Below are 26,941 nucleotides of genomic sequence, written 5' to 3' on the forward strand. Positions count from 1 at the left end.
GGTTGCACCCACTTCATTTTCTGGCTTGGGTGGACTATTCATAACACCTTTTGCATCTTGGGTGGACTTGTCCTACCAACAAGCTATAACTGGGTGGACGATTGCACCCATTCACATCCATCTTGTCCTCATTTTCCAAAAGTTCTGGTTGTATCTGAGGACTTGTCCGTGATATAATCTATTTGCGTGTAGGTATATCATGGCTTTTAGTCAGATACATACCAGAGGGATGGTCTTAGGACTGTCCCTTATTCATTTTTCATTGTTCCCTTGACCGCTTTTACTGCGTGTCTGTCTCGTAAATCCTTCCCCTCATTGAGAATCAGAAACTCGTCTAATCGTTCCCTGCGGATTAAGATTTTTCTTCCCACTCTAAGGATAGGCAGCTTTTCCCATTCCACAAGATTTCTAAGAGTGTTTCTTCCGATACCTGTATAGTCGGCAGCTTCTTCAATGGAGAGAGCAAACTTTAATTCTGTCATTCGATCACCTCATTCCTGCGTAGGATTACAAGTCTTGTATATCAGAGGATGTTCCTTTTTGAAGAAAGGATTAGCCTTTTTTAAAACTTGCGTTACGCAATTCTGATTAAAGTATATATCTTTTATAACGCTATGTCAAGCCTTACGAAATTCTATCATCTTTTATAGAATTGCGTATTGCAATATATCGTGTTATGTGGTATAGTAATGACATACCGAAAAAGGAGGTTCGCAAGTATGTTAAAAGATAAAGAATTGCGAAAGACAATCGGTAGCAGAGCAAAAAGCCGTAGACAGGAGTTAGGATTGAACCAGCCTTATGTCGCTGAAAAAATGGGCGTGACAGCCTCAACCATTCAGAGATACGAAGCAGGAACGATTGATAACACCAAGAAAATGACCTTAGAAGGTCTGGCAGATGCACTTCATGTATCTGTGGAATGGCTGAAAGGTGAGACGGACGAATACGAAACAGACATTACGGATAAAAGAGAATTACAGATTCGTGATGTGATGACTTCCATTCTGAATAAGCTCCCTTATGATATGGAACAGTCCGAAAGTGATTTTTCCAAAGACCTGCTACTACTGATGTTACGGGAATACGAGCTGTTCGTGGATTCGTTCCAGTTCGCTTGTAAGAATTTCAAAGGAAATACAGATAACAAAATGCTCGCCCAGACAATGGGGTTTGAATCCAATAAGGAATACAATGAGATTATGTTCCTTAGAGAAATCACCCACACCGTCAACGCATTGAACGATATGGGCGATATTGTAAGACTGTATTCTAAGAATCCTGAGACAGCGAAAAATCGACTAGCCAATCTTTTATCAGAAAAAGATCCCGATTCGGTATAGATAGGCAGACGGAGCTATGATATACTTACACGCAAGAAGCATTTCACCAGTTCCGATTGCCGATATCGAAAGGAGAAACGATTATGGCAAAAGGTTCTGTAAGGAAGAAAGGCAAGAAATGGTACTACCGCTTTTATGTGGAGGATGCAAGTGGTAACTTGGTTCAGAAAGAATTTGCAGGTACGGAGAGCAAATCAGAGACAGAGAAAATGTTACGCAAGGCTATGGAGGATTATGACGCAAAGAAATTTCTAGCCAAAGCGGACAACCTCACACTCGGACAGATGCTAGATGTATGGGCAGAGGAAGATTTGAAAACGGGTTCACTTAGCAACGGTACAGTCGGTAACTATTTACAGGCAGTAAACAGGATTAAACAACACCCAATCGGAAACAGAAAACTAAAGACAGTCACTTCGGAGCATTTGCAGAAGTTTATGGATTTACTTGCATTTGGCGGTGAGGAAGGAAATTTTAAGTCAAAGGGTTACACCATCGACTATATCCGTTCTTTCCACGCAGTCCTGCAACAGTCCTTCCGATTTGCAGTCTTTCCAAAGCAGTACATCACATTCAATCCAATGCAGTATGTGGTAATGCGTAGGAAAGCCGAGGAAGATGTGGATTTGTTTTCTGATAATGATGAGGATGCAGAGGTTATCAACCCGATTACACCAGAGCAGTATCAAACGCTTATGGAGTATCTGGAAGAAAGAAACAAGCCTGCTGTCCTGCCGGTACAGATAGCGTACTACACAGGTCTTAGACTTGGAGAGGTATGCGGACTGTCTTGGAGTGACATTAACTTTGAGGAACAGTATCTGACAGTACGAAGAAGTGTCCGTTACAACGGAGCAAGGCACAAGACCGAGATTGGTCCGACAAAGCGAAAGAAAGTCCGTATCGTGGATTTCTGTGATACGCTCGCTGACATCTTAAAGAAAGCGAAAAAGGAACAGAGAAAGCAGGTATTCAGTTACGGAGAACTCTATCAGAGGAACTACTACAGGGAAGTTAAGGAAAAGAATCGTATCTACTATGAGCTTTATCATTTGGATGGCACAGAGGACATTCCGCTTGATTACAACGAGATTGACCTTGTATGTATCAGACCGGACGGAGCATACGAAGCCCCTGCAACGGTTGAGACAGCTTTAAGGACAGCAAGGAAACGATTGTCGGAGCTTGATGATAATTTCCACTTCCACACCCTGCGACACACTTATACCACAAACCTGCTCTCAAATGGAGCAGCACCAAAGGATGTACAGGAATTACTTGGACACTCGGATGTAAGTACCACTATGAATGTCTATGCACACGCTAACCGAGAAGGTAAGCGAAACTCAGCCCGACTACTTGATAAGGTGGTTGGAGAATAAAATCGAATAAGAAAAACTTTCCCTTGTAGATACCTCATAAGGGCAAAAACAAGGGAAAAGGATACATATAGAGTGGCAAGGCATACCGCCAAGTCGCATAAAATAAGGAAAGTTGAGATTTTAGTTATACAAATGTCTAATTATTATCTGTAAGGAGGTATCTCATGGGTTTTCAGGAAAGCTTCAAAGCCCTGTCCGATCCCACCAGACGGGAGATCCTGAATCTGCTGCGAACAGGCCCTCTCTCGGCCGGAGAACTGCTGGAACATTTCTCTATGACCGGAGCATCCCTCTCCCATCATCTGTCCATCTTAAAAAACGCCGGACTCATCGATGATGAGAAGAAGGGAAAATTTATTTTCTATACATTAAACACAAGTGTACTGGACGATATCCTGAACTGGATGATGTCTTTAAAGAAAGGAGATTCCCATGAAGAATCCTAAACTTCGTATTTTAAACTATGTGATTCCGCTTATCACTCTGCTTGTTTCTATTGTCTGCTATTTTCGGCTGCCTGACCAGATTACCTTAAGCTGGGATTTAAACGGCGCAGCCTCCTCCTACGAAGCGAAATGGCATTTATTTCTTATGAGCGGTATGGGACTTGTCATCGCAATCCTGTTCGACATACTTCCCCATGTGGATCCGAGGAAGAAAAACTACAGTAAATTTGAACATTTTTACGATCAGTTCTGTATTTTTATGCAGCTCTTTCTATTCGGCATGACCTCCATCACTCTGGTGGAAAATTTCCGTCCGGGAACTGTCAATATTCCACTGGTAATTACGATCGCCATCGGTATTCTGTTCCTCTTTATTGGAAATGAACTGCCGAAAGTAAAAAGTAATTTCTTCATGGGCATACGGACTCCATGGGCTCTTTGCAGCGAAGAGAACTGGCGCAGAACTCACCGTCTGGGCGGAAAATGCTTCTTCACGGCAGGTATCATCCTGATCCTGGCAGCCTTTCTCCCCAGTCAAAAACTGGTCTTTGGCATTATGTTCGCAATGATTATGGTGGCAAGCCTGGTTCCCACCCTTATGTCTTATCTCTGGTATCGTAAAGGAATCTGATTTCCGCAAAAAACTCCGACCGGACAACAATGTCCGGCCGGAGCTTTTTTATTCATTTCCAAATTTAGTTAACAATTTCGGAATCATCTCTTTTGACAACGGAAGTGCAAAACCAAGGGGATTAATCATATAAGCTTTTGCATCCTGTACCCAGAATTTGGTCAGATCCTTGAACGGAATCTGGATAGAACGAAGATTCTTCTTATCTTTTGTGTATTTCTGGAATTCCCAGACATCTGTAAATACCGGGAAGAAAATATCACCGCTCTGATGTTTCAGATAAGGAAGTCTGCACTCTTTTAATTCCAGCTTCGGATCACGCTCTTTGCCTTCCGGCGGCAGAACAGCAAGGAACAGTTTCGCTTTCACCATGTTTGCAGAGAACTCTTCGTCCAGCTCTCTTAAGTGTTTCTGATCTACCAGTTCCTTTTTCTTACGTGCTTCCTGCATAAGATAAAGACCGGTCAGCTGTACATTCGGCTGGTACAGAGGATTCTCTCCAACCTTTTTCTCGAAATCATCCGGGAGCACCTCTTTAATCTCGATGCAGGTTTCCTCGCCTCCTACGGAGTGGAAGCAGACTGCATTCACACCAATAAACGGCATCGTTCCCAAATGCTGGCGCACCTGATTCAGATACATGGTCTTTTTCTCCCCCGCCGGATTTTTTGGATCAGCCGGAACCTGAATTTCCACCGTCTTCAGCTCCAGAATCCGGACACGGTCACCTTTTGCTTCCAGTTCTTTCTGCATGCTTTCTGCATCTTCTTTACGTGCAAACAGATGAATCTGATCATTATAGTCCACCTCTTCACACTCTACATACGGCATATTTGTTGTAAGAGAAATAAACGCATATGCTTCTCTCAGATCTTTGACTGCATCTGCTGCCGTCTGTTTCTGCTGATTTCTGTATTTTTCAATGTCGATTGCCATGTTGTTTTTCTCCATTCTTACTCATTATATACAAGAGCCATCATCACCAGCTCTTCATCTGAGTCATTTTCAAATCCGTGACTCTGTCCGCACTCAATAAGGCAGGCATCGTCCGGTCCCACCGGAATCCGGCTTCCGTCATTATCGATAAAAGTTCCGTGTCCGGATATGATATAGTACGGCTCCGTCTCACCGATATGCTCATGAAATCCGATACTGCTGTGCGGCTCCATTCTGATCAGCGCATACACTCTTCCATGTCCATTCAGTTCTTCCGGTTTCAGTATATGGTGCATTTCCAGACGGCCTTTTCCCCCGCGCAGCCCTTCCACGACTTTAATCTCTGCTTTACGAACCATCGTTTTTCTTCTCCTTCTCTTTCATTCGCGTCACTGTTTTTATTGTACCATATTCCCGTCAGAACCGCCACACGGAATTTTCTCCTGCTCATCCTTCCAGCAGATTCAGGTAATCCCCTTTATCAATATGCATCATACTGATCTGATTCTGAAATCTCCTGAATCCATAGACACAGTCTACGTTCTGGATAAGGGACTGTAATCTCTCATCCGGGACGCATACAATAAGCTGCAGATCAAGCTCTCTTGCATAGCGCAGGCAGACCTCGCTTCGCTCCTTATCCATCTTGGAGAATGCCTCGTCCAGTAATACCAGACGCACTTTGGACTCCCGGCTGCTCTGCTGCATATAGAGCATGGCAAATCCAGCCAGCAGCGCTACGTATTTTGGGTTTTGTCCCTCTCCACCGGAATCACGTCCCGCCATCTCATCCACATGATTCTTTCTGACAGATCCGTCCTCATCCTCCACGCGCTCATACATACTAAAGGTCAGATAATTTCGGTAATCTGCGTACTGTTCCATCTCCTGCCGCTTTGCATTCAGGTTCTGGGCATCGCCCTCCTGTGGCGGCATAAATTTTTCTGTAAGCAGGTCAATCTTATCTTTGTATTTCATATAAAATTCATCTTCCAGAAGACTCATCTGGCCATCAAATCCGTTATTATCCAGCACCTTGCTGTCCAGTTCGCTGGCCATAAGCATTTCATAAAACTGCCCGTTCTCATTATCCGCCGGGCGGATCTCAATCTGATAAGTACTGTCCGAAAAACGAATCCGGGAAAGCAGACGGTTGATCTCTCTTGCATGGCGGTATGCCGCTTTGATCTCTCCATGAATGGCCGCAATAACATTATCCCGAAGGCTTGTATAGACCTGATCGCACTGCATCCGGAATTCTTCCTTATACTGTGGTTCATAGTCCCTCTTACACTGTTCCAGGATCCGGTCGTAGGCATCATTTTCCTTCTCCACACCGGAAAGTCCATAGGATGCATAGATCCGGTTGAAGTCCATTCTGGCACGGGAACGGTTTTCCTGTTGTTCCTGCTCAAGCTCCTGTAAAGAAGCTAATTTTCTGGTCATCCGATTGCGGTAGCTGGTTTCGGACTGGGTAAGCAGCTGCTCACTGACTTCTGCTGCCAGCTCTTCATTTTCCACAAATCCTTCTGACAATGCAGCCAGATTTTCCTCATATTTCTTTACATCAGACTCAATGCTTCCCTGCACACGAATATGTTCTATCATCTCTGCCTGCAGCATTCCCACTTTCCGATTCTGTTCCTGCTGCTTCGCAGTCAGTTCTTCTTTCTGTGCTTCCAGCTGTGCTGTCAGACTGCCGTTTTGAAGCTCACAGATCTCCTTCTCCAGCTTCTCCTGTTTCTTATAATAACGCTCCAGATCTGCGGCTGCCTGAGATAACTCCAGAACATGCTTCGGCTCCATGTGAAGCATTTCAAAATTCAACGCTTTTTTCAGGCTTCTGCAAGTAGAGGCATACTCTTCCAGTTCGTTTTCCAGTACATTGACCCTGTCGGAAAACTCCGTCATTTTTGTACGGGACACCTTCGTTCCGATGCAGGCTCTTAAAGTATAATCTTTTTCCCTTAGATGACGGAACATATAATTGCTGTAAGAATAGCAGTCCGGCGTCACACCGTCACGTACTTTGGACAATTCCTCTACAGACTCACATTTTACGGTGCGTCCAAGATACCGTTTCAGACAGTCGTCTACAAAGGATTCTTCTGCACAAACCGCTTCATAGAGAGTTCCCGGCTGTGCCTGAGGCTGGTCTTTCAAAATTGCCTGGGTATTAATCAGATCAACTTCCTGGAACTTCTTCAGGCGGCGGAACAGATTTGCCGCGTCAAGGGCATATTCCGGCGCTGTCACCAGACTGTATTTCAGGCGTCCCAGTCGTCCTTCCACCGCATTTTTCCATTTTTCGTCGGTGACATCAAAAAGATCTGCCAGAATGTAAACGGGTGCTTTCTTTCCATAGAGATTGGAAAGGGCGCTCTCCAGCTGGGTTCTGGCCTGCCGGAGATTCTTATCATAAGGCTTCCGATCATGCTTCAGCTCATCAAGAATCTCTTTTTTCTCTTCCAGTTCTGCCGACAGTATGCGCTGCCGTTCTGTCAGATCCTCTAACTCTTCTTCCACATTTTCTCTGGCTTCTTCCAGACGCTTCTGAAGTTCCTTACAGTTCTCTTCCGTGACCTTTCCTTTACGGAATTCATCCAGAAGCTGCAGAGCAAAATTACTCACATAGCCGGAAACCGTCTCCTCTGTCTCCCACGCGCTTAAATCATCCAGCAGTTTTCTCCACTGACGGCTGTTTCCGGAAAGCAGCAGAACCGTATTTTCAAGTTCTGTCAATTCCTTCTGTTTCTGTCCGTAATCACTGGAGCGAAGAGCCGCCTGAACTTCCACCAGTTCTGCAGCCAGCGTTTCCGATGTTTTTTCTTCCTCCGCCTGCTGTTTCTGAAGATTGGCAACTGCTTCCGTCTCTTTCTTCAGATCCTGGGTTCTAGTCTCCAGATGAGCTCTGGTACTCTCGATCTCAATGCATTTTAACACTGTTTCTGCATGAACCATATCCGCACGGGTCTTTATAAGACCTTCGTGGCTCTCCCGGATCTCACTAAGCAGACGGATTCTCCTCTCCAGATCCTCCACGCGCTCTTTGATTTCCCTGTAAGCCCCCAGCTGTTCACTGATCTTCTCGATGGCGCTCTCCCGACTTTTCGGGAACATATAATCCTTAATAAACTGACCGGTACCATTGGTCATACGAAGAGCGATGGCACTCTTTTCCATAGTCATCAGACGCTGTGCATCCACGGAACCTAAGATCACTTCATAAAGGGTGTTCACATAGGATTCTCTGGACGGATAGAGACGGTTCACTTCTCCTCTCCCCCGGTTATCCGGACTGCTCTTTCTGGCCTCACAAAGTTTCTTCATCCGCCCTCTGGAATAAGGAATCCCTCCTTCTTCCAGATACTCATCCTCCGGCATGGATCCGGAGTGGCTGAAAAAGGTATATTTTCCATTGATATCCGTATCGGCTCTTCCGATCTCAAAGAGTACTCCAAAACAAGTAGTAATGCCGCTTCCCGTATCTTTGATTTCCAGCACCAATGTGGAACCAAAGTCCTGTCCTCCACGATTTGCTGTGCCGTCCTTCTGCTCTCCGCGGAGATAGCTCATAACACTTCTTCGGTTCTTTGCATCATCTGCTGCCTTATTCAGAAAGGAAGCGGACATACTTCCATAGAGCACCACCTGAATGGCGTCCATGACCGTTGATTTTCCGGATCCGCTCTTTCCACTGAACAGATTCACATATTCATGAAATTCCATCATTCGATGGCTGATTCCGCCCCAGTTATTCAGCAGCATCCGGGTTATAATCTTCTTCGCCTGCTTCAACTTCCTCTTCCTCCCTGCTTTCTGCTTCCTGCACTTCTTCTCTGTATTTCTCCACCAGACGGTTCATGTCCAGTGCAGAACAGTACAGGTTAATCGTTCCATAAATATAGATGGGCGTCTCATCGTCCACATCACGGACAGCACCAGGCACGTCAATCATCTGATGCATTCTCATAAGATACAGTGCCTCTCTCCACTCCGCCGTGGTCAATTTTCTCGTAATCAGATTGGTATCTTTTCCATATTCACGCATTTCCGGCAGATTTGTCACCGTAGCATGAAGACCTTCTCCCAGCACTTTGTCCCGGTAAATCAGTTTCAGAATTAACACCAGCAGCGTTGTCGTGATGGACATACGCTCCACTGCGGCTCCTTCCCCGGTCAGTCGGAAAATATGTTCCTGCGGGTCATGGATCAGTTCACATCCAAGTACGGATACATAATCCTCAATGAATGCCCGGTGTTTCGCACAGGTCTGATATCTCGGGTTATCCCTTGGCGTCAACGTCGCCGGATCATATTTGGTCTGGAGAATGCAGGTCTGCCGGAACAGATCCCGGATCGTCCGTTTTACTTCTTCCGCTTCCGACAACGAAAGTTCTTCTAAATATGTACTCATGCTTTCTCTTTCTCCTCTTCTGCATTCTCTATGGTAAGATCTGAGAACGTAAGTCCTCCTTCGCCCCGAATCTCGTCTCCAATGGCAATCCGCTGAGCATCATCCTGCCGCTCGGTAGCTTCCTGCCAGATAAAGAACAGTTTTTCCAGATCTTCCACGGAATGTATTACGTCTTTTGTAACAGAAAAGACTCCATTCTTTTCATATTCTTTTCGGAAAGACCGGATCTCTTCTTTTGTATACAGAGGCTGCAAAATAAAATCTTCCATTTCACCGGAATCAGCATTTGCTCCTGTATATACGGATACCGGCTGAAATGCTTCTTTTTCCATATTCCTGGGTGTGTAAAAGCTCTTCTCTGTGATTACTCGATAAGGAGAAGTGACACCCATGGAGGATGCCAGTTCTTTCAGAATTTCTTCCTTTCGGCTGCTCTGGTTCAGAAGATTCACAAGCTGCAGTGTCTGATCCTCTTCTGTAGAACCTTCCCTCAAAATATAGCGAATTCTCGCCGCTGCACGGCTGGCAAAGACCGTCTTCTGTTCAATGAGCCGGTTGTACCTCCGTTCAATGCTGTCAAACTCCCGCTCAATTCTGAGCAGAATTTCTGCCGCTTCATCATCAGTCTTAGGATTGCTCATATTCTGGTCTATTAACTCTTTTACAGCCTCTTTGTAACGATAAAAGCTGTCCGTAGTCGTCAGAATCGCGTATTTCTTACTGTCACTGTTATGAATTTCCCGGATCAGCACCTCCTGAATACCACGAAAATCCTTCTTTCCTGACAGTTCATCAAAATACCCTCTCATACCTTCCTGCATGGCTGCCAGCATCTGTGACAGCCTCCGGGAAGTACGAAGGGCACTTCTCAGCATCTCTGTATTTTTTTCAGGGTCTGCACTGTAGGTAAAAAGATAGCTGTACACAGCCAGCACACTCTCCCGCTCCTCGCTGTCCTCTTCCACGGATAATTTCTGAAACAACTCCACATAAAGCTGGCTGTACTCAGGAAATGACACGACATAGCTGTTCAGCGTTTCGTCAAAGTCCTGTCTAAGCCATCCCCACTCTTCAAAATACCGGAGGCAGACCGCTGCCATATTACTTCTGGTCAGAAGACTTCCTTCCTCGTCAAAACGTTCCTCACTCCAGTCAATGGTAGCTGATGCCAGCTGTTCATTGATGATAGCCCGACACTCCTGCTCGGTAAGCCCCAGCGCAGAATAAGACCGGCTGCTCTCCTCATAGATGGCCACCAGAAATGTTATATAATACTCCATATATTTGCTTCCGAAAAGCTTATAAAAGTCCTTCGGAATCCGTTCTAACAGATTCATTTGTATAAACTAACCTGCCCTTCTTCCATTCTCCATTAAAATTTTATTATACAGGGATTTCAAGAAAAAGAAAAGGCATGCCTTCACAATTTGTAAAAGCATGCCTCCTGTCATCAGCGTCCCATCTTTCGTCTGTGAACTAACCGATATCTGCGAGGTGTGATATTATATCTCATTTTAAACTGACGATGAAAATAACTTTGATTTTCATAACCCACATTCAACGCAATCTCCTCCACAGGAAGATTCGTGTCTATAAGAAGTTCTGCCGCCCGCTCGAACCGCTTCTTCATGAGCAGTTCCTGGAAAGTGTTTCCCGTTCCTTCTTTAATCAACTTACTCAATGCCGGGAGACTCAAATTAAAATCCTCTGCAATCTGACTTAATCTTGCCGTGCGGTACTGCAGCTCTATGTATTTTTGCGTCTCATTAATAATAATTGATTTATAACTCTGAGATGAATTCTGCGCCACCCGATCCATATGTTCACTTAAGTAGAGAAAAATCAGTCCCATGGTATACTGGCTGATCTCGGAATTCTTACAGACATCTTCATCACAAAGAGACACTGTCAGATTCTCTACCAGATTTTCCAACGCCCGCTGATCATCCAGATGGAACATAAGATATTCCGGTTTCTTACTGTTCTGCCGGAACATATTAGCCAGAAAATCCGTAATAAGACTTTGTTTCTTCATCATTTCCAAAGGCTTTTCAAAAAAATCCGGAAGTGCCGCCAGAATCAGTGCTTCATTTTCATTGCCTGTTGGTTTTACACGATGTTCCACATACTGGTTCATAAGCAGAATATCCCCTTTTTTCTGCACCAGTTCCTTGCCATTGATCTCTGTGACGATACGTCCTTCATAAGCATAAATAAATTCAATAAAATTCTGTCTGTGTACCGGAAGTTCTACGCTACACCCATGAAGGGTTACAGAAGCCGCCTGACGACCCTGCAGAAAATCCTTAAAATCCAGTACAGTCCCCTTTTCTCCGCTGCCGTATTTCTCTACAATCTTCTTCCAGTGCGCTCCGGATTTCATACGCAGATCGCTGATCATTTTCTCATCCACAATGATGTCACCCCCAAAAGTTGAATTATGAGATTGTCAACCAGACTCCCATCCCGGTTATTCTATCCCCAGACTCCCAAAATGTCCATACAAAACTATATCAAAATAAAGTATTTCTTTTAAGGTTTTCATTTATCTAAAAACTGTCTTTTTTTGCATTTTTTGACATTTTCCATACATTTTGTCATCAAAACTGTTCTTTCTTCAGATTATACAAATTTCGTCTTGACAGGTCCCCGGAAACAATGTTACTTTTTATTGAGAATTTCTTACATAATCTTAAGCGAAGAGGTGCAAAACATGCAGGAATTAAAGCCGATCAAAGAAGGTAAAGTACGCGAGATTTATGATAATGGCGACAGCCTTATCATGGTTGCTACGGACCGCATCAGCTGTTTTGATGTGATCCTGCACAACGAGGTCACAAAGAAAGGTACCGTTCTGACACAGATGTCCAAATTCTGGTTTGATATGACCAAAGACATCCTGCCGAACCACATGCTCTCTGTTGACGTGAAAGACATGCCGGAATATTTCCAGCAGCCCAAGTTCGATGGCAAATCCATGATGTGCCGGAAACTCGAGATGCTTCCTATCGAATGTATCGTCCGTGGTTACATCTCCGGAAGCGGCTGGGCAAGCTACAAGGAGAACGGTACTGTCTGCGGCATCAAACTGCCGGAAGGTCTGAAAGAATCCGATAAACTGCCTGAACCTATCTACACACCGTCCACCAAAGCCGAGATCGGTGATCACGACGAGAATATTTCCTTTGAGCAGAGCATTGCTCATCTGGAGAAATATTTCCCTGGAAAAGGCGAAGAATACGCAACTCTCCTGCGTGACAACACCATTGCATTATATAAGAAGTGCGCTGAATACGCACTGAGCAAAGGCATCATTATTGCAGACACCAAGTTTGAGTTCGGCCTTGATGAGAAAGGTAATCTGGTCATCGGTGACGAAATGCTGACTCCGGACAGCTCCCGCTTCTGGCCGGCTGAAGGTTATGAACCGGGTCACGGACAGCCGTCCTTCGATAAACAGTTCGCGCGTGACTGGCTCAAAGCCAATCCGGACAATGACTGGACACTTCCGCAGGAAATCGTGGACAAGACCATTGAAAAATACCTGCAGGCATACAAAATGCTTACCGGAAAAGATTTATAAAACCAAAGTGTCAATCTGTGAAAAGGGACTGGAAAGTTTCTTTCACGGATTGACACTTCTTTTTATTCACAGCTGACGCAGATCCGTTCCATAATCTCATCCGCCCGGTCAATATCTATGGAAGAATAATTCATAACATAGACATTCTGTTCTTTCGCATTTCCATAATAGTAACTGGAAAGGGGCACCAGACGGATTCCCCTCTTCCTGGCTTTCTCTATTACCTGCTCTTCTGGCACTTCTGTCCGGATATGCATGAGAAAATGAAGTCCTGCCTCCTCACCGGAAACCGTCACCCTATCTTTCAGACGGCTTCTCTTTAACGCTTCCAGCAGAAGATCCCTCTTTTTACGATAGTGATTCCGAAGCCGGTTCACATGAGTCTCAAACTTTCCTTCCTCAATAAATCGCGATAAAGTATACTGTTCAAAGTTTGATACGGTACAGGAATAGAAGGATAGCTGCCGATAAAATCTCGGCACCAGTTTTTCCGGCAGAATCATGTAACTGATCCGGACCGTGGAGCATAACGTCTTGGTAAAGGTATTCATATAGATAATATTGTCCGATACATCCATTCCCTGCAGAGTCGGAATAGGTTGTCCGCTCAGTCGAAGCTCACTGTCATAATCATCCTCTATAATATACCGTTCTTCCTTATCCGCTGCCCACTGAAGCAGTTCCGAACGCCTGCTGACCGGCATGACAATACCGGTCGGATACTGATGGGACGGTGTAATATGGATAATATCCACATTCTTCTCTTCCAGTTCCTCCACCCGAATTCCCACCTCATCCATGGAAATCCATTCACAGGGCACCCCATAGCTTCCATAGATCTTTTCCAGCTTCCGATAACCCGGATTTTCCACACCGTAGACCTTATCATTGCCAAGGAGCTGAATGAGAAGTCCGTAAAGATACTCTGTTCCCGCTCCCACAATGATCTGTTCTGAACGAACAGACATACCGCGAAAATCCCACAGGTACCGGGCAATATTTTCCCGCAGATCAGAAATTCCTCCACAGGGAGAGTTCTTCATCAACTCCACCCGGCTGTCACTCAAAATCTCCCGTACTCCTCTTGACCAGATAGTAAATGGAAACAACTCTGACGATGTCTGGTTACTGGAAAAATCCGCAAACCAGGCAATCTCTTTCTTCGGCAAAGATACTGCCTTTTCGGGAATCATCTCGTGCTCTCTCGTCTTCAATACACCTACATCTGCAATATAAAAACCTTTTTTCGGCATGGAATAGATGTATCCCTCCGCCACCAGCTGGGCATAGGCATTCTCCACGGTAATCACACTGACTCCCAGATTGGAAGCAAACACTCTCTTCGAGGGGAGCTTCTCTCCCGGCATTAAATTTCCCTGTATAATATCTTTTTTTATGCATTTACACAGATGCTCATACAACGAATCCGTGCCTGTATCCATAAGATTGTAGGTTATCATACGTCCGATTTTCTCCAATCTGTTCTTAGCTTAATATCGAATTTGAGAAAACTCTTTTTCGATCTGTTTCATGACATATAGATAAGAAACGCAGGTAAAAGCACCGGCTGCTATCCAGGCAGCAGGATCGGCGAAGCATGCCAGCGGATAGCTTAAAAGTCTCATTGCAATCAGGGATACAATGAGTCTTGCGATCAGCTCGGATACACCGCCCATCATAGGCAAAAAACCATATCCGCATCCCTGCATAATATTCCGAAAAATAAAAATTGTGCAAAGCGGCAGAAAGAAAGCAGCACACATGTAGCAATACGTTGTCGCCCACGGCATCATGGCCGTCATATCCACATCTCCCGAGAAGAAAAGGTGAAGACACGGTTTCAAGAGCAGAATCATAACAGCTGCTGCCGCAATAGAATAAATGAATTCTGCAAACAGAGCGGCACGGACACCAGCCCGGATTCGCTTCAGATTTCCACATCCATAATTCTGACCTCCATAAGTTGCCATGGTCTGTCCCATGGCAACCATTCCCTGCGTCAGAATATTCTGAAGTTTTCCGGCTGCCGTATAGGCTGCAACTGCTTCAGAGCCAAACAGGTTGATCGCCGACTGCATGATCATGGTACCGGAAGCTGTGATGGCGAACTGAAATGCCATAGGAATTCCGGCAGCCAGCTGCGGATGGGTATCCTGCGGAGAAATTTTCCACTGATCCGGTTCCGGCTTCAGATCGGGTACTTTCACCCAAATGTAGACCGCACAGAGGACTGCTGAAATTGCCTGAGACAGATTCGTTGCCCATGCAGCTCCGGCTACACCCATCTGAATTTTCACAACAAACAGAATATCCAGCACCACGTTGAGACAGGCGGAAAAGACAAGGAAAAACAATGGCACCTGGCTGTTGCCCACAGCACGCAGGTATGCGGAAAAAAGATTATAAAAAATATTTGCTGCAATACCGACGCAGATTACGATAATATAAGAATACGCCATATCATAGATATTGTCCGGAGTATTCATAAGGCGAAGAAGCGGACGCATCACCGAAGAGGTAAATGCGGTCATAATCATAATAGAAATAACAGACAGTAAAATTCCGTTTGCGACATTTCTTTTTACCGCTACTTTATCCATCGCGCCGTATTTCTGAGACACGCGGACCGAAAAACCGGAAGTGATTCCCTGTGAAAAACCGGTAATAAGAAACATGATCGTACCGGTAGAACCGACGGCAGCCAGTGCGTCTGCACCAACATAGCGTCCTACTATAATTGTGTCGACCATATTATAAAGCTGCTGAAATACATTTCCTATAATAAGCGGTACGGTAAACATCAAAATCACCGGCAGCGGTTTTCCCTTCGTCATATTCAACTGCATGACAGAACTCCTCCTCATAAATAACAGATATTTGCTGGAAAATTGTAAGCGTGAGCCATACTTTTGTCAAGAGATTTCGGGAAAGTTGCTATATCATTTCGCATCGTCCCGTGATAAAATATGTTGAATATATTTTAGAAAACAATGAGGTGGAATAATGTCTACATCTATGATAAACGGAAGTCCTTTAAAAGCAATGCTTCGCTTTGCGATGCCTTTACTGTTTGGAAATCTTCTTCAGCAGACTTATAATATTATTGACGCTGCCATTGTAGGACAGGTGCTTGGAGCAGATGCTCTGGCCAGCGTCGGAGCCAGCAGCAGTGTTCAGTTTCTGGTTCTTGGATTCTGTATGGGAATCACCGCAGGATTTGGCATTCCGGTAGCAAAATTTTTTGGTTCCGGTGACTATCAGAAAATGAAGAACTATGTATACAACGGCGCAGTTCTGACCGCAGGAACAGCCGCTATCGTGACAACTGCATGTGCGCTCCTGTGCCACTGGATCCTGAATATCCTTTCTGTACAGCCGGACATTTATAAAAATGCTTATGCCTATCTGTTGGTGATCTTCCTCGGTCTGCCATTTACATTGATGTACAATTATTTGTCCAGTATTTTAAGATCTGTCGGGGACAGCCGTACACCTTTTTTATTTTTGGCATTTTCTGCAGTATTAAACATTTTTCTTGACCTGTTCTGTATTATCGTCCTTGGCTGGGGATGTGCAGGTGCAGCCATTGCAACAATTACTGCACAGGCTGTCAGCGGAATTGCCTGTCTTGTCTATATTATAAAGAAAAAAGAGATTCTATGGCTGCCGTCAGAATGCCGCAAGGTCAGCTCAAGAACAGCAAAAGAACTTCTTACCATGGGACTGCCAACCGGACTTCAATATTCCATCACAGCAATCGGAAGTATGGTCATGCAGTCAGCCAACAATGGTCTTGGCAGTATCTATGTATCCGGATTTACCGCTGGAATGCGTATCAAGCAGTTTACCATGTGCCCGTTTGATGCCATGAGTACCGCAGTCTCCGTGTTCTGCAGTCAGAATCTCGGAGCTGGAAAATACGACCGAATCAAACAGGGATTAAAAGAAGGAATTGCAATTGCCGTTGGGTACGGTCTTTTCGCCGGCCTGATTCTGATCTTTGGCGGCCGGACACTCTCCTTGATCTTTGTAAGCCGCGAAGCAGCTGATGTACTGAATGCTTCTGCAAAATATTTAAGATGTATGGGATATTTCTACTGGGCACTTGGTATCTTAAATATCACCCGCATGACGACCCAGGGACTGGGATATTCTGGCAGGGCATTTTTCTCCGGCGTAACAGAAATGTTTGCCAGAACCATTGTAAGTCTTTGTTTTGTAGGAATGTTCGGTTATACGGCCATCTGCTTTGCTGATCAGACCGCATGGCTGTGTGCCTGCCTCTACATAGCACCTACCTGCTTCTACTGCGTAAAGAAAGTAGCGTCACACACCCAGTACGATCTTCAGTAACTGTTTGTTCAGCATCAGCGTCCGATTCCAGGGATTGATAATAATTCCTTCAATTTCATCTGTGGCAATTGCCGAATGGAAGAGCTGTTCAACATCTGTCAGGAACGTGGACATAACACTTCCACCTCCTTTCAGTTCTTCTTCAAAGCTGGTAAAGGCAGCCCACCAATTTTTACCGTCATCTGTTTTCACTGCCTGCACATTCAGCTTTCCGTCTCCTCCGGGAGCGTCTACTGCCAGTATCAGCTGACCCTTCGCTTTCATCCGTCTACGGATGACGGTCAGTGTATGCGCCAGCATCTCATCTGTCAGTTCCTTCTGAAGTGCTGCAATTGCCTCTTCTATTTTCTCATTGCCCTGCAGACCTTCGTCTTTGGTAATATGATTATCGTTCACTTCTCATTTCCTCACTCTGTATTTTTTACTGTCTTTCCAGCTTTGTATAGGGAAGCCGGATATATTTTCCGTTTTCCAGTCCCAGATCTTCCAGTGAGCTGTCGGTTGCCAGTCCCACTGCCAGCTTCAGCATGGCTTCTGCCTGTCCTTCTTTATCATTGTAAACGGTTCCTTTCAGTTCTCCCTTGTTGAGTGCTGTTTTTCCTACATCTGTTCCATCAATTCCGAAGATAGCAGGCCATTCTTCCTGATCGATTTCTGCTGCTTTATAGGCATCAATTGCTCCCAGAGCCATGTCATCATTATTTGCCAGAACCAGTTCAATGGCATCTCCATACTGCCCGATCATCTGTGTCATCTTCGTCTGGGCCTGACCTCGGTTCCAGTTTGCAATACCATAACCAAGTTTTTCCACCGATACGCCTTGTTCGGTAATGGTGTTGATGGCATATTCAGTCCGGACAATCGCATCCTGATGGTCCATCTCCCCCTCCAGAACTACATACTGGAATACTCCGTCTTCATTTTTATCGACAGAGGGGTCTTTCTGAAACAGATCGGCTGCCATCTCTCCCTGCAAAATTCCTGACTGCAATGCCGGAGCACCTACATAATACAGCCTGTCCCATCGTTCCAGATCCTGTTCTACCAGTTCCCTGTTGAAAAAAATTACCGGAACATCTTGTTTTTCAGCCATGTCGATAATCGTAACCGGCTCTGTACGGTCTACCAGATTGACACAGATCACATCACACTCCTGCTCCAGCATATTCTTCACCTGATCATTCTGCGTTGTCTGGCTCTTTCCTGCATTATAGACTTCGATTTTCACAGAAATATTCGAATCTGCGGAATCGGACATCTCAGCCGCACACTGATTAAACTGCTCTACAAGCTGTGAAATAAATGTATCATACTGATCATAGACAGCAACACCTATTTTAATGTTTCTCACCCGTTCTGCCCCACCGCTTTCACATCCGGCAAGAAGAAATCCGGCTGCTGCACATCCAAGAACTGCTGCTATTCTTTTTCTGTTCATACGCTCCTCCTACTGAACGATCGGGAACAACATCTTCTGATTTGTTTCGTCGTAGAGATTTGTCCGGTCAATCACCAGATAACCGGTATAAATGTTCTTATGAGACTCTCCCCTGTATTCCAGTTTTTTTGCAAGCTCTTCCACACTTTGATATCCCATATAAAAATCGTTGGGAACCACAAGCTTTCTGATAAATCCCCGGTCCAGATAATACATTACTTTTTCGGAATTTCCGATTCCATACAATTTGCATTGATTTAACATGTCCTGGTTTTCTGCAAGGTAATCCACTGCTCTCTCTGTCATATCATTTTCCAGTGAAATTACAATATCCGCTCCAGTCTCCCAGCAATCATTTTCCGCAGCTTCGTCCGGAGTTCTCCCCATTTCATGCAATTCCCAGACCACCTGTATTTCACTGTCTTCAAGGCCTTCCTTTAATCCCTGTATTCTCTGCCGGATGGACAGCTCGCCTGTATTTCCGCAAAAGATTCCTACCCTTTTTCCCTGCAGACTTTCTCCATAATCTGCACGAATCTGCCCGGCCAGCACACCGCCCAGTTTCCGGTTGTCTGGTCCCACCGTCTGGTAATACTCTTCCGGTGTGATATCTGTCTCCAGCAATACACACTGATCCCTTGGGACGATTTCTTCCAGCTTTTCACCGATTCCTTCACTTGCGTACATCTGCAAAATCAATCCATCTGCTCCGGATTCCATCTCCCGCGCAGCCATCTCCAGTTCTGCTGTAACACTCCACAGCTTTACCGTTGATACATAGTTTAGGCGCAGATTGTAATCCTTCGCCGCCGCTTCCATGCCTTCCTTCAAAGCTGTCCACCGATTACTGGTACTGTTATCTACAATTACAGATATGGATTTTCTTTTTACCTCCTGCCGTTCCCCGGTCAGCAGCAGAAGCAGAGAAAAAATCACAAGTAAAAATCCCATCAGCACATACAGCAATATTTTTTTAGTTCTTTTCATCTGCTGCACCTCCCGAACGTTCCAGTCTTCTTCCATCCAGATATTCCTGAATGTCTGCTGAATACGGAATATACGGAAGTCGAATTCTGACAAGCGTTCCTTCATCAGGCTCACTCTCAATTTCCAGCCCGTATCCTTCTCCAAACCGGATTCTGATCCGGTTATGTACATTGATCACGCCCACTCCGGAACCATGCTTAGGCACGTGGTTATTGTCTGTAAGCAGCTTTTCTACCATTTCTTCGGACATACCAAGTCCATTATCCCGGACTTCGATGCAGACATCATCTCCGTCACGATATCCTGTCACATGAATCTCACCTTCGTCATCCATACCTTCGACACCATAATAGATGGCATTTTCCAGAAGCGGCTGAATGATCAGCTTCACCGTGCAGCAGTCTTTGATCTCGTCCGCAATCTGGAAATCTACCTGAAAACTGTTCTTGTAGCGGATTTTCTGAATGTTCATGTAATTCTGTGCATGCTTCACCTCATCTTCAATCCGGATAATCGTCTTTCCTTTGCTCAGGCTGATCCGGAACAGACTTGCCAGCTGTGAAATCATGAATACAGCATCCTCATACCGTTCTCCTTCGATCATCCAGGTAATGGACTCCAGTGTGTTGTACAGGAAATGCGGGTTAATCTGGGACTGCAGTGCATCCAACTCACTCTTACGCTTCTCTTCCTGTTCCATCAGCACATCTTCCATCAATTTCCGTATCTGTTCCACTGTCGATTTCAATGTACGTCCCAGATGTTCGACTTCTGTTAAACCACCAATATAAATATCCGGGCTCATATTTCCGGCTTCCCATTCTTTTACGGAATCATTTAATTTTTCCAGCGGATGCGCAATGCTGGAAGAGACCAGCTGATTCAGAATAATGATAATCATCATCGTAAGAAGCAGCACCAGTACAAACAGGACCCTGGTTTCATACATTCCAACATTCAGCACACTCATGGGCATCACGCTGACTATTTTCCATCCGGTATAGCTGACGGTTTTTACTGTAACCAGCCGTTTTTCCCCATGAAAATATTCTTTATGACTTCCATCATCCCAGTTGGCCGTCTCCATATTGTTTTCTTCATATAGTCCCGCATAGATCAGTTTCTGTTTCGGGTGATAGATAATCTCCCCATCTGCATCCATCAGATACAGATACTCCGAATCTGTTCCTGTATTAGCTTTTTCCAACAGCTGCTCCATACTGGAATAATTCATATCAACCAGCAAAACCCCCAGCTTTGCACTCCCGTTCGTCGTAAGCTCCACTGCACGACTCAAGGAAATCACCCAATAATACCGGTAGCTGGGATCATCAAACAGATTCTGCACATGTGGTGTAGAAAAATGAAAATTCTCCATCTGGTTGACCGCTTTTGTAAACCACTGCTGCCTAGTCACATCAAGCCCTGTCTTTTCCGCTGACAGAGGAACTGCTTCCACCAGCTCACCGTCTCCGGTATAACAGGCGATACTGATCAGGTTTTCCTTATTTACATCATACAGAAGATTCATCTCCTGCGCCATGGAGTCCACTGCCAGATCTTTGTCTTTGATGACTGAATAATACATGGTATCAGAAACTCGTCGCATACCTTTCAGATATGTTTCCAGATTGGTTGCCGTCTGATCCAGCAGCTGCCCTGAGCTCTCTGACATCATCCTTTCCATCCTGTGCGCTACCAGATTATACATGGTCGTTCCAAAAATGCCGACTGCAAACAACGCTACCATCGTAAAGGACAATGCAAGTCCCATACGCACCGACAATGGATTCAAATATTTTTTCCACAGTTCCCCGATTCTTCTCACTTCTGCTCCAGTCTGTCCGCTTTGTACTTGGAAGGTGACATACCATATTGTTTCTTAAATACATAGCTGAAATAATTCGGCTCCGCATATCCTACTTTCTCGGCAATCATGTAAGTCTTGTCATTTCCTGTCATCAGAAGACTGACCGCCTGCTCCATTCGGTAATCTGTCAGAAACCGTACAAATGTTTTCCCCGTTTCCTTCTTGAAAATTGTCGAGAAATATGCGGAACTGACATTCAGTTTTTTGCAGATCACCTCCACACTCAGATCCTGATCCGCATAATGTTCCTTTACATATTCCACTGCATTCTGTACGAACACTTTCGTCGTATCCTGACGTTCAAACGTCACAGCTTTCTGGAGATTTCTGCAGATCTTCACCAGCCAGCTGCCAAGAGCCTCCGCGGATTCCAGCTGCAAAACTTTGGTATAGACATCCTGGCTGCTTCCAAAGATTTCTTCCATATTAAGCTGATGGCTGCTGATAAACCGGAACAGTTCTGCCAGCAAATCCATCAGCACAACCCGGTACTGCTGCATGGACAGCTGCGCCCCTGACAACCATCCGGTGAATTCTGCAATGGCATCTTCCAGTCCCTGCTGCTCACCCACCCTGACTTTCTTGATAATCTGCTGAATATACGAACTGTAAGCATCCTCCCAGTTCATCTCCACTCTTTCCGCCGGTTCTACATCCGCAATACTGATTGCCCTTGTATTTCCATACAATACACGGTAAGATACTGCCTGCTTTGCTCCCTGATAAGACAGTGGAATCTGTTCCAGATTATTGCACAGATAACCAATGCCCGCTGTAATCCTGACGTTCAGCACACGGTTTCCCATCCGACAGAGCCGGTCCAGATCATTCGTATATTCCAGCATCTCCTCTTTATCACTCAGCTGAGAGATCATGATAATATCACCCAGATAGATCAAAAATCTGCTTCTCCATCTCCGGTCCGTCTGCTCTTCCGCGTACTTCTGCACAGACATAGCCATCAGAAACGGATCCATTCCATTCTCCTCAACGGACTGGGAACTCAAGTGCAGAACTGTCACCACATAATATGGACCTGGAAGCCTGATCTGATAAGTATCCATATATTTATAAATCTGTCCTGACGTAATTCTGCCCTCCAGAAGAGCCATATACAGACTTTCCTGCAGAACCGGCAGACTTTCCATATAATAAGATTTGAGTTTTTCCGTATCTCTCTTTTCCGCACGCTCCTGATCCAGGTCATTTTTCACCCGTTCAAAGACCTCTTTTAATTCCACTGCATTCACCGGCTTTAAAAGATACTCCTCTGCCTCCATCTTAATAGCTTCCTTAGCATATTCAAACTCGTCAAATCCGGAAAAAATAATCACCCGGATGGTGCGGGATAATTCTTTCAGCTTTCTGCACAAAGTCAGTCCGTCCATATAAGGCATCTTAATATCCGTCATCACAATATCCGGTGTCAGTTCCTCCGCCATCTCCAGTGCCTCCACACCGTTGGCTGCATGGCCGATAATGGTCAGTCCCATGCTCTCCCAGTCCAGCTTTTTCATAATAATCCGGATAATATCTTCTTCATCGTCCACCAGCAGAACGGAATATCTGTTGTTGTCCATAAAATCCCCCTGTACACTTTCCTCTACATATAAAAATGACGGCGGGGGTCCACACCCCTGCCGCCATCTATTATACTATATAGTTTATTTCTTTGCCACGTACTTTCTGATATCCAGAGAAATTGCGACGAAGATAACAACGCCGATTGCAATGTACTGTGCATTTGCATTAACGCCCATGTACTGCAGAGCGATCTTCAAGAGCTCAAATACTGCAACACCGACAAATGCGGAAGATACTTTACCACGTCCACCGGTAACGGATACACCACCGATGGTACATGCAGCGATTGCCTCCATCTCGTAACCATAACCAAGCTGTACAGATGCTCCACCGGATTTTGCACCCAGCATGAATCCTGCCAGACCATACATAGCTGCTGCTTTCATGTAGATGAGAATCAGAGTCAGTTTTACCGGAACACCGGCAACCTCTGCTGCCTGCGGGTTTCCACCGATTGCATACATATATTTTCCATGACGGGTCATATTGAAAATAAACCAGGTAATTGCTGCTACAACAAGAGCAATCCATACCAGATAGCTAAGACCCAGGAATTTACCACTTCCTACGTTAGTGTACTCTGTCGTAAAGCCACCAAGGGGAGTTGCGTTGGTAAACAGCATGTTCAGACCATATACAATCTCCATGGTTGCCAGCGTTGCAATGAACGGAGGTACACTTAAGTAAGCAATGAAGAAACCGGTAATCGTACCGAAGATTGCACAGATCACCATAGCGATCAGTGCTGCGAGGAACACATTCAGCGGCTGCATATCCGGGAAAAATTTACCGGAATAATCCATTCTCTGCAGCAGTACACCGGAGATACATCCGCCAAGACCGATCAGACGTCCTGCGGAAAGGTCACATCCTGCGGTAATAACGCAGCCCGCAATACCAAGTGCGATTACCAGACGGAAACTCATGTTGTTTAACAGGTTCGTTAAGTTATTCAGTGTAAAAAAGTTCTGGGTAGTCACTCCGGCTACAATAACCAGAATGAACATAACAATAATAACACCATTATTAATCAGAAAATCTGTAATCTGTTTCTGCTTTGTCTTTTCCATTCTTATTCATCCTCCTTCAGCATCAGAATCGTGTTGCAAACTGCATAACGTTTGCCTGAGACATCTCTTCTTTTTCCGTGATCTCACCAGTCAGACGTCCGTTACACATGACACATACTCTGTCAGACATTCCAAGCAGCTCAGCCATCTCTGAGGAAATCATGATAATTGCCTTGCCCTGTTTTGCCAGGTCTACCATAATTTCATAAATCTCATGCTTGGCTCCAACGTCGATACCACGGGTCGGCTCATCCATGATCAGCACATCCGGGTCGTTTGCCAGCCATCTGGATACGATAACTTTCTGCTGGTTACCACCGGACAGGTTGGCGATATGTTCTTTCATGCTGGGAGTCTTAATTCTCAGTTTTTCAATGCTCTCATCCACAACTTTATTAATTTCTTTGTGGTCCAGAACAAATCCTGCTTTCAGATATTTGTTATACACCGACACGCCTACGTTGTCCTTGATGGACAGGCAGCCGAAGATACCATTTCCACGACGGTCCTCGGTAATCAGTCCGATACCCGCATTCATGGCATCAATGGGGTGCTTAATATTCACTTTCTTACCGTGGATATAGATCTCACCAGATGCTACTCCACGGATTCCGAAGATACCTTCCATCAGCTCCGTTCTCTGGGCTCCGACCAGTCCTCCGAATCCGAGAATCTCACCTTTGCGAAGCTTAAAGCTTACATGCTGGAAAGATTTTTCATGAATGGAGCACAGGTCTTTCACTTCGAGAACCACATCACCAATCTCGTTATCTTTGTCAGGATATACATTTGTCAGCTCACGGCCAACCATCTTGGCAATGATCTGTTCTGTTGTCATCTCAGCTGCAGGCCAGGTGCCTACATAACCGCCATCTCGCATGACCGTAATGTCATCGGCAATTCTCTTGATCTCATCCATCTTATGAGAGATGTAGATCATGGCTACTCCCTTGTCTCTCAGATCATTCATGATCCGGAACAGGGCATCTACTTCTTTATCGGATAGAGAGGAAGTCGGCTCATCGAAAATCACTACCTTTGCCTGATGAGAAACTGCCTTTGCAATCTCAACAGACTGCATCTGACCGATGGACAAGGAACCAAGCTGGGCTTTCGGATCGAAATCCATACCAACCTCATCCAGCCACATCTTCGTATCCTCATACATTTTTTTATGGTCGATCACTTTCAGTGGACCATAATTCTTCGTAGGAAATCTTCCCAGGAACAGGTTCTCACCTACGCTTCTTGCCAGAACCGGCTGCAGCTCCTGATGTACCATGGCAATACCTTTACTCATGGCATCATCCGGATCCTTAACTTCAATCTTTTCACCATCCAGATAAATCTCTCCGGCATCCATCTTGTAGATACCAAACAGACATTTCATCAGAGTGGACTTACCTGCACCATTTTCTCCCATCAGCGCATGGACTGTGCCGGGACGAACTGACAACTGCACATTGTCAAGCGCCTTAACGCCGGGAAAGGACTTGCAGATGCCCTTCAACTCCAGTTTATACTCAGCCATTTTGCTCTCCTTCTTCAATCAGCTTAAAAAATGCGGACGCCGTTGTCCAACGCCCGCACCATGTTCAGAATTAATTATTTTACCATGTCAAGAACTTCCTGAGCATTATCCTGAGTAACTTTTACGTAGTCACAACCAATGTAGTGCTCATTTCCAGCTCCGGTCAGGTAGTTGATTGCAGCATCAGCAGCGCTGTGAGACTGTGAGAAGTGATCATTAAATACAGTACCGGTCATGGTTCCTGCAATTACAGACTCAAGAGCCTCAGACAGAGCATCTACACCTACCAGGTAGATATCCTTGCCTACAGTACGGTTAGCTGCCTGAATAGCCTGTAAAGCACCCATTGCCATTGCATCGTTGTTACAGAATACAACTTCTACATCGTTTCCAAACTGTCCAAGTGCATTAGCAACGATCTGCTGTGCCTGATCCTGCTGCCAGTTACCAACCTGATCAGTCAGGCAGCTAACTTCAAGACCTGCATCCTCAAGAGCTTTTACAGAGAACTCGGTACGATACTGAGCATCTACGTTCTCCGGGTCACCCTCTACCATGATGTAATCAACTTTTCCGTTTCCGTTGAAGTCAAGTGCATCAAGTCCAAGATCAGAAATGATCTCGCCCTGGAAAGTACCGGACTGACGAGCATCACAGCCTACATAGGTAACATCCCAGTTATTGTCTGCCCATCTCTGCTCCTCTGTCTCATCCGGCTCACGGTTGATGTATACCAGCGGAATTCCAGCATCTACTACTTTATCAGTAATGGTAGCTGCGGAAGAAGAGTTAACCGGGTTGATAATCAGAACGTCAACACCCTCAGTGATGAAGTTGTCAATCTGTCCGGACTGGGTAGCCTGGTCGTTAGCACCGTCAACGATCTTGATGTTCTCTGCTTTGAATCCTTTGCTCTCCAGATAAGACTGAAGCTCGGTACGGAACAGAGTCATGAAGTTGTCGGAGAACTGATAGATACAAACGCCGACTTTCTTGTCTGCCAGATCACCATCTACTGCGTCTGCTGCTGCATCTGCGGTATCCTCAGCGTCTGCTGCGTCTGCCTCTGTGGTCTCTTCTGCTGCTGCATCATCTGCCGGTGCGGTAGTGTCAGCGGTCTCGGTCTTGCTGCCGCCACATCCTACTGCCATGGTTGCTACCATTGTCACTGCAAGAATCATGCTCACTGCTTTTCTTTTCATTTTACTAGTTACCTCCCATTTTTAATTGTTCTTTAATGTGTAACCCACCTTGTTACTAATGACAATATAACAGGAGTCAACTGCAAAAAACATAGAATATTCTTCTGTCTTTCTTAAAAATTCTTCTTTTTATTTTGTGCAATTTTATTATTTCATATATTTTCAAAG

The 26,941-nt window shown here is 45.2% G+C and carries 23 protein-coding genes; 6 read left to right on the forward strand and 17 right to left on the reverse strand.

What is annotated here, in order from left to right; translation table 11 throughout:
- Positions 1 to 248: 248 nt before the first annotated feature.
- The gene (locus LKD36_RS12860; RefSeq protein WP_008396997.1) at positions 249 to 482 is read right to left on the reverse strand and encodes a helix-turn-helix domain-containing protein; all 234 of its coding nucleotides are present in this window, start codon (positions 480 to 482) and stop codon (positions 249 to 251) included.
- A 237-nt stretch (positions 483 to 719) separates the two neighbouring features.
- Here LKD36_RS12860 and LKD36_RS12865 point away from each other — a divergent pair, with 237 nt between their 5' ends.
- The 4 genes from LKD36_RS12865 (at position 720) to LKD36_RS12880 (ending at position 3,802) form a co-directional block, all read left to right on the forward strand.
- Entirely contained in the window at positions 720 to 1,343 is a 624-nt protein-coding gene (locus tag LKD36_RS12865; protein WP_008396996.1) for a helix-turn-helix domain-containing protein, read from the forward strand.
- A gap of 83 nt (positions 1,344 to 1,426) precedes the next feature.
- Complete coding sequence (locus LKD36_RS12870) at positions 1,427 to 2,725, forward strand: tyrosine-type recombinase/integrase (protein WP_008396995.1); 1,299 nt, start codon at positions 1,427 to 1,429, stop codon at positions 2,723 to 2,725.
- Positions 2,726 to 2,889: 164 nt separating this feature from the next.
- The gene (locus LKD36_RS12875) at positions 2,890 to 3,171 is read left to right on the forward strand and encodes an autorepressor SdpR family transcription factor (protein ID WP_118769825.1); all 282 of its coding nucleotides are present in this window, start codon (positions 2,890 to 2,892) and stop codon (positions 3,169 to 3,171) included.
- Complete coding sequence (locus LKD36_RS12880) at positions 3,158 to 3,802, forward strand: SdpI family protein (protein WP_118769824.1); 645 nt, start codon at positions 3,158 to 3,160, stop codon at positions 3,800 to 3,802. The genes LKD36_RS12875 and LKD36_RS12880 overlap by 14 nt, the downstream gene beginning before the upstream one ends.
- Positions 3,803 to 3,850: 48 nt before the next feature.
- Here LKD36_RS12880 and LKD36_RS12885 read toward each other — a convergent pair whose 3' ends face one another.
- The 6 genes from LKD36_RS12885 to LKD36_RS12910 all read right to left on the reverse strand — a co-directional run bounded on the left by LKD36_RS12885 (position 3,851) and on the right by LKD36_RS12910 (position 11,568).
- Positions 3,851 to 4,738: an SseB family protein gene (locus tag LKD36_RS12885; RefSeq protein WP_308459819.1), complete on the reverse strand. Its 888-nt coding sequence runs from the start codon at positions 4,736 to 4,738 to the stop codon at positions 3,851 to 3,853.
- A gap of 17 nt (positions 4,739 to 4,755) precedes the next feature.
- Complete coding sequence (locus LKD36_RS12890) at positions 4,756 to 5,097, reverse strand: cupin domain-containing protein (protein WP_118769822.1); 342 nt, start codon at positions 5,095 to 5,097, stop codon at positions 4,756 to 4,758.
- 88 nt (positions 5,098 to 5,185) lie between these two features.
- Positions 5,186 to 8,536, reverse strand: a complete 3,351-nt coding sequence (locus LKD36_RS12895; protein WP_308459820.1) for an SbcC/MukB-like Walker B domain-containing protein — start codon at positions 8,534 to 8,536, stop codon at positions 5,186 to 5,188.
- Entirely contained in the window at positions 8,493 to 9,155 is a 663-nt protein-coding gene (locus tag LKD36_RS12900) for a DUF4194 domain-containing protein (protein WP_308459821.1), read from the reverse strand. Before LKD36_RS12900 ends, LKD36_RS12895 begins: the two co-directional genes overlap by 44 nt.
- Positions 9,152 to 10,492: a Wadjet anti-phage system protein JetA family protein gene (locus LKD36_RS12905; RefSeq protein WP_308459822.1), complete on the reverse strand. Its 1,341-nt coding sequence runs from the start codon at positions 10,490 to 10,492 to the stop codon at positions 9,152 to 9,154. The genes LKD36_RS12900 and LKD36_RS12905 overlap by 4 nt, the downstream gene beginning before the upstream one ends.
- Before the next feature lie 113 nt (positions 10,493 to 10,605).
- Entirely contained in the window at positions 10,606 to 11,568 is a 963-nt protein-coding gene (locus LKD36_RS12910) for an AraC family transcriptional regulator (RefSeq protein ID WP_308459823.1), read from the reverse strand.
- A 300-nt stretch (positions 11,569 to 11,868) separates the two neighbouring features.
- Between LKD36_RS12910 and LKD36_RS12915 the strand changes: the two genes are divergently transcribed.
- Complete coding sequence (locus tag LKD36_RS12915; RefSeq protein WP_308459824.1) at positions 11,869 to 12,738, forward strand: phosphoribosylaminoimidazolesuccinocarboxamide synthase; 870 nt, start codon at positions 11,869 to 11,871, stop codon at positions 12,736 to 12,738.
- 62 nt (positions 12,739 to 12,800) lie between these two features.
- Here the strand turns inward: LKD36_RS12915 and pdxR are convergent, their stop codons facing one another.
- Together pdxR and LKD36_RS12925 are read right to left on the reverse strand one after the other, a co-directional pair.
- Positions 12,801 to 14,198 carry a MocR-like pyridoxine biosynthesis transcription factor PdxR gene (gene pdxR / locus LKD36_RS12920; RefSeq protein ID WP_118769816.1) on the reverse strand — a complete coding sequence of 466 codons (1,398 nt, stop codon included), beginning with the start codon at positions 14,196 to 14,198 and terminating at the stop codon, positions 12,801 to 12,803.
- A gap of 30 nt (positions 14,199 to 14,228) precedes the next feature.
- Positions 14,229 to 15,584 carry an MATE family efflux transporter gene (locus LKD36_RS12925; RefSeq protein ID WP_308459825.1) on the reverse strand — a complete coding sequence of 452 codons (1,356 nt, stop codon included), beginning with the start codon at positions 15,582 to 15,584 and terminating at the stop codon, positions 14,229 to 14,231.
- Between the two features lie 157 nt (positions 15,585 to 15,741).
- Between LKD36_RS12925 and LKD36_RS12930 the strand changes: the two genes are divergently transcribed.
- Positions 15,742 to 17,091, forward strand: coding sequence for an MATE family efflux transporter (locus LKD36_RS12930; protein ID WP_308459826.1), 1,350 nt, complete (start codon positions 15,742 to 15,744; stop codon positions 17,089 to 17,091).
- On the opposite strand, the gene LKD36_RS12935 is transcribed toward LKD36_RS12930, so the two are convergent.
- From LKD36_RS12935 to LKD36_RS12970, 8 genes are all read right to left on the reverse strand, one after another.
- Positions 17,065 to 17,487, reverse strand: a complete 423-nt coding sequence (locus tag LKD36_RS12935) for an SseB family protein (RefSeq protein ID WP_308459827.1) — start codon at positions 17,485 to 17,487, stop codon at positions 17,065 to 17,067. The two genes, LKD36_RS12930 and LKD36_RS12935, sit on opposite strands and share 27 nt — an antisense overlap.
- Positions 17,488 to 17,512: 25 nt before the next feature.
- Positions 17,513 to 18,529: a galactose ABC transporter substrate-binding protein gene (locus LKD36_RS12940; RefSeq protein WP_308459828.1), complete on the reverse strand. Its 1,017-nt coding sequence runs from the start codon at positions 18,527 to 18,529 to the stop codon at positions 17,513 to 17,515.
- 9 nt (positions 18,530 to 18,538) lie between these two features.
- A complete protein-coding gene (locus LKD36_RS12945) occupies positions 18,539 to 19,516 on the reverse strand; it encodes a sugar ABC transporter substrate-binding protein (protein WP_308459829.1) in 978 nt (325 codons plus the stop codon).
- Entirely contained in the window at positions 19,503 to 21,290 is a 1,788-nt protein-coding gene (locus tag LKD36_RS12950; RefSeq protein ID WP_118770094.1) for a sensor histidine kinase, read from the reverse strand. The genes LKD36_RS12945 and LKD36_RS12950 overlap by 14 nt, the downstream gene beginning before the upstream one ends.
- Positions 21,291 to 21,340: 50 nt before the next feature.
- Positions 21,341 to 22,966, reverse strand: a complete 1,626-nt coding sequence (locus LKD36_RS12955; RefSeq protein WP_118769810.1) for a response regulator — start codon at positions 22,964 to 22,966, stop codon at positions 21,341 to 21,343.
- An 84-nt stretch (positions 22,967 to 23,050) separates the two neighbouring features.
- Complete coding sequence (locus LKD36_RS12960) at positions 23,051 to 24,040, reverse strand: galactose/methyl galactoside ABC transporter permease MglC (protein WP_118769809.1); 990 nt, start codon at positions 24,038 to 24,040, stop codon at positions 23,051 to 23,053.
- 22 nt (positions 24,041 to 24,062) lie between these two features.
- On the reverse strand, positions 24,063 to 25,571 hold the full coding sequence (locus LKD36_RS12965; RefSeq protein ID WP_308459831.1) for a sugar ABC transporter ATP-binding protein: 1,509 nt from the start codon (positions 25,569 to 25,571) through the stop codon (positions 24,063 to 24,065).
- A gap of 74 nt (positions 25,572 to 25,645) precedes the next feature.
- The gene (locus LKD36_RS12970; RefSeq protein ID WP_308459832.1) at positions 25,646 to 26,773 is read right to left on the reverse strand and encodes a galactose ABC transporter substrate-binding protein; all 1,128 of its coding nucleotides are present in this window, start codon (positions 26,771 to 26,773) and stop codon (positions 25,646 to 25,648) included.
- Positions 26,774 to 26,941: the final 168 nt, after the last annotated feature.

Origin of the sequence: Hominiventricola filiformis (assembly GCF_020686965.1) — a bacterium.
Taxonomy (GTDB): Bacteria; Bacillota; Clostridia; order Lachnospirales; family Lachnospiraceae; genus Hominiventricola; species Hominiventricola filiformis.

Excerpts from the sequence above, each read along its gene's own strand:
- LKD36_RS12945 (WP_308459829.1), bottom strand. The coding sequence starts at position 19,516 with ATGAAAAGAACTAAAAAAATATTGCTGTATGTGCTGATGGGATTTTTA.
- LKD36_RS12915 (WP_308459824.1), top strand. The coding sequence starts at position 11,869 with ATGCAGGAATTAAAGCCGATCAAAGAAGGTAAAGTACGCGAGATTTAT.
- LKD36_RS12970 (WP_308459832.1), bottom strand. The coding sequence starts at position 26,773 with ATGAAAAGAAAAGCAGTGAGCATGATTCTTGCAGTGACAATGGTAGCA.
- LKD36_RS12890 (WP_118769822.1), bottom strand. The coding sequence starts at position 5,097 with ATGGTTCGTAAAGCAGAGATTAAAGTCGTGGAAGGGCTGCGCGGGGGA.
- LKD36_RS12940 (WP_308459828.1), bottom strand. The coding sequence starts at position 18,529 with ATGAACAGAAAAAGAATAGCAGCAGTTCTTGGATGTGCAGCAGCCGGA.
- LKD36_RS12860 (WP_008396997.1), bottom strand. The coding sequence starts at position 482 with ATGACAGAATTAAAGTTTGCTCTCTCCATTGAAGAAGCTGCCGACTAT.
- LKD36_RS12875 (WP_118769825.1), top strand. The coding sequence starts at position 2,890 with ATGGGTTTTCAGGAAAGCTTCAAAGCCCTGTCCGATCCCACCAGACGG.
- LKD36_RS12950 (WP_118770094.1), bottom strand. The coding sequence starts at position 21,290 with ATGGGACTTGCATTGTCCTTTACGATGGTAGCGTTGTTTGCAGTCGGC.
- LKD36_RS12880 (WP_118769824.1), top strand. The coding sequence starts at position 3,158 with ATGAAGAATCCTAAACTTCGTATTTTAAACTATGTGATTCCGCTTATC.
- LKD36_RS12865 (WP_008396996.1), top strand. The coding sequence starts at position 720 with ATGTTAAAAGATAAAGAATTGCGAAAGACAATCGGTAGCAGAGCAAAA.
- pdxR (WP_118769816.1), bottom strand. The coding sequence starts at position 14,198 with ATGATAACCTACAATCTTATGGATACAGGCACGGATTCGTTGTATGAG.
- LKD36_RS12965 (WP_308459831.1), bottom strand. The coding sequence starts at position 25,571 with ATGGCTGAGTATAAACTGGAGTTGAAGGGCATCTGCAAGTCCTTTCCC.
- LKD36_RS12900 (WP_308459821.1), bottom strand. The coding sequence starts at position 9,155 with ATGAGTACATATTTAGAAGAACTTTCGTTGTCGGAAGCGGAAGAAGTA.
- LKD36_RS12885 (WP_308459819.1), bottom strand. The coding sequence starts at position 4,738 with ATGGCAATCGACATTGAAAAATACAGAAATCAGCAGAAACAGACGGCA.
- LKD36_RS12905 (WP_308459822.1), bottom strand. The coding sequence starts at position 10,492 with ATGAATCTGTTAGAACGGATTCCGAAGGACTTTTATAAGCTTTTCGGA.
- LKD36_RS12925 (WP_308459825.1), bottom strand. The coding sequence starts at position 15,584 with ATGCAGTTGAATATGACGAAGGGAAAACCGCTGCCGGTGATTTTGATG.
- LKD36_RS12960 (WP_118769809.1), bottom strand. The coding sequence starts at position 24,040 with ATGGAAAAGACAAAGCAGAAACAGATTACAGATTTTCTGATTAATAAT.
- LKD36_RS12870 (WP_008396995.1), top strand. The coding sequence starts at position 1,427 with ATGGCAAAAGGTTCTGTAAGGAAGAAAGGCAAGAAATGGTACTACCGC.
- LKD36_RS12955 (WP_118769810.1), bottom strand. The coding sequence starts at position 22,966 with ATGGACAACAACAGATATTCCGTTCTGCTGGTGGACGATGAAGAAGAT.
- LKD36_RS12930 (WP_308459826.1), top strand. The coding sequence starts at position 15,742 with ATGTCTACATCTATGATAAACGGAAGTCCTTTAAAAGCAATGCTTCGC.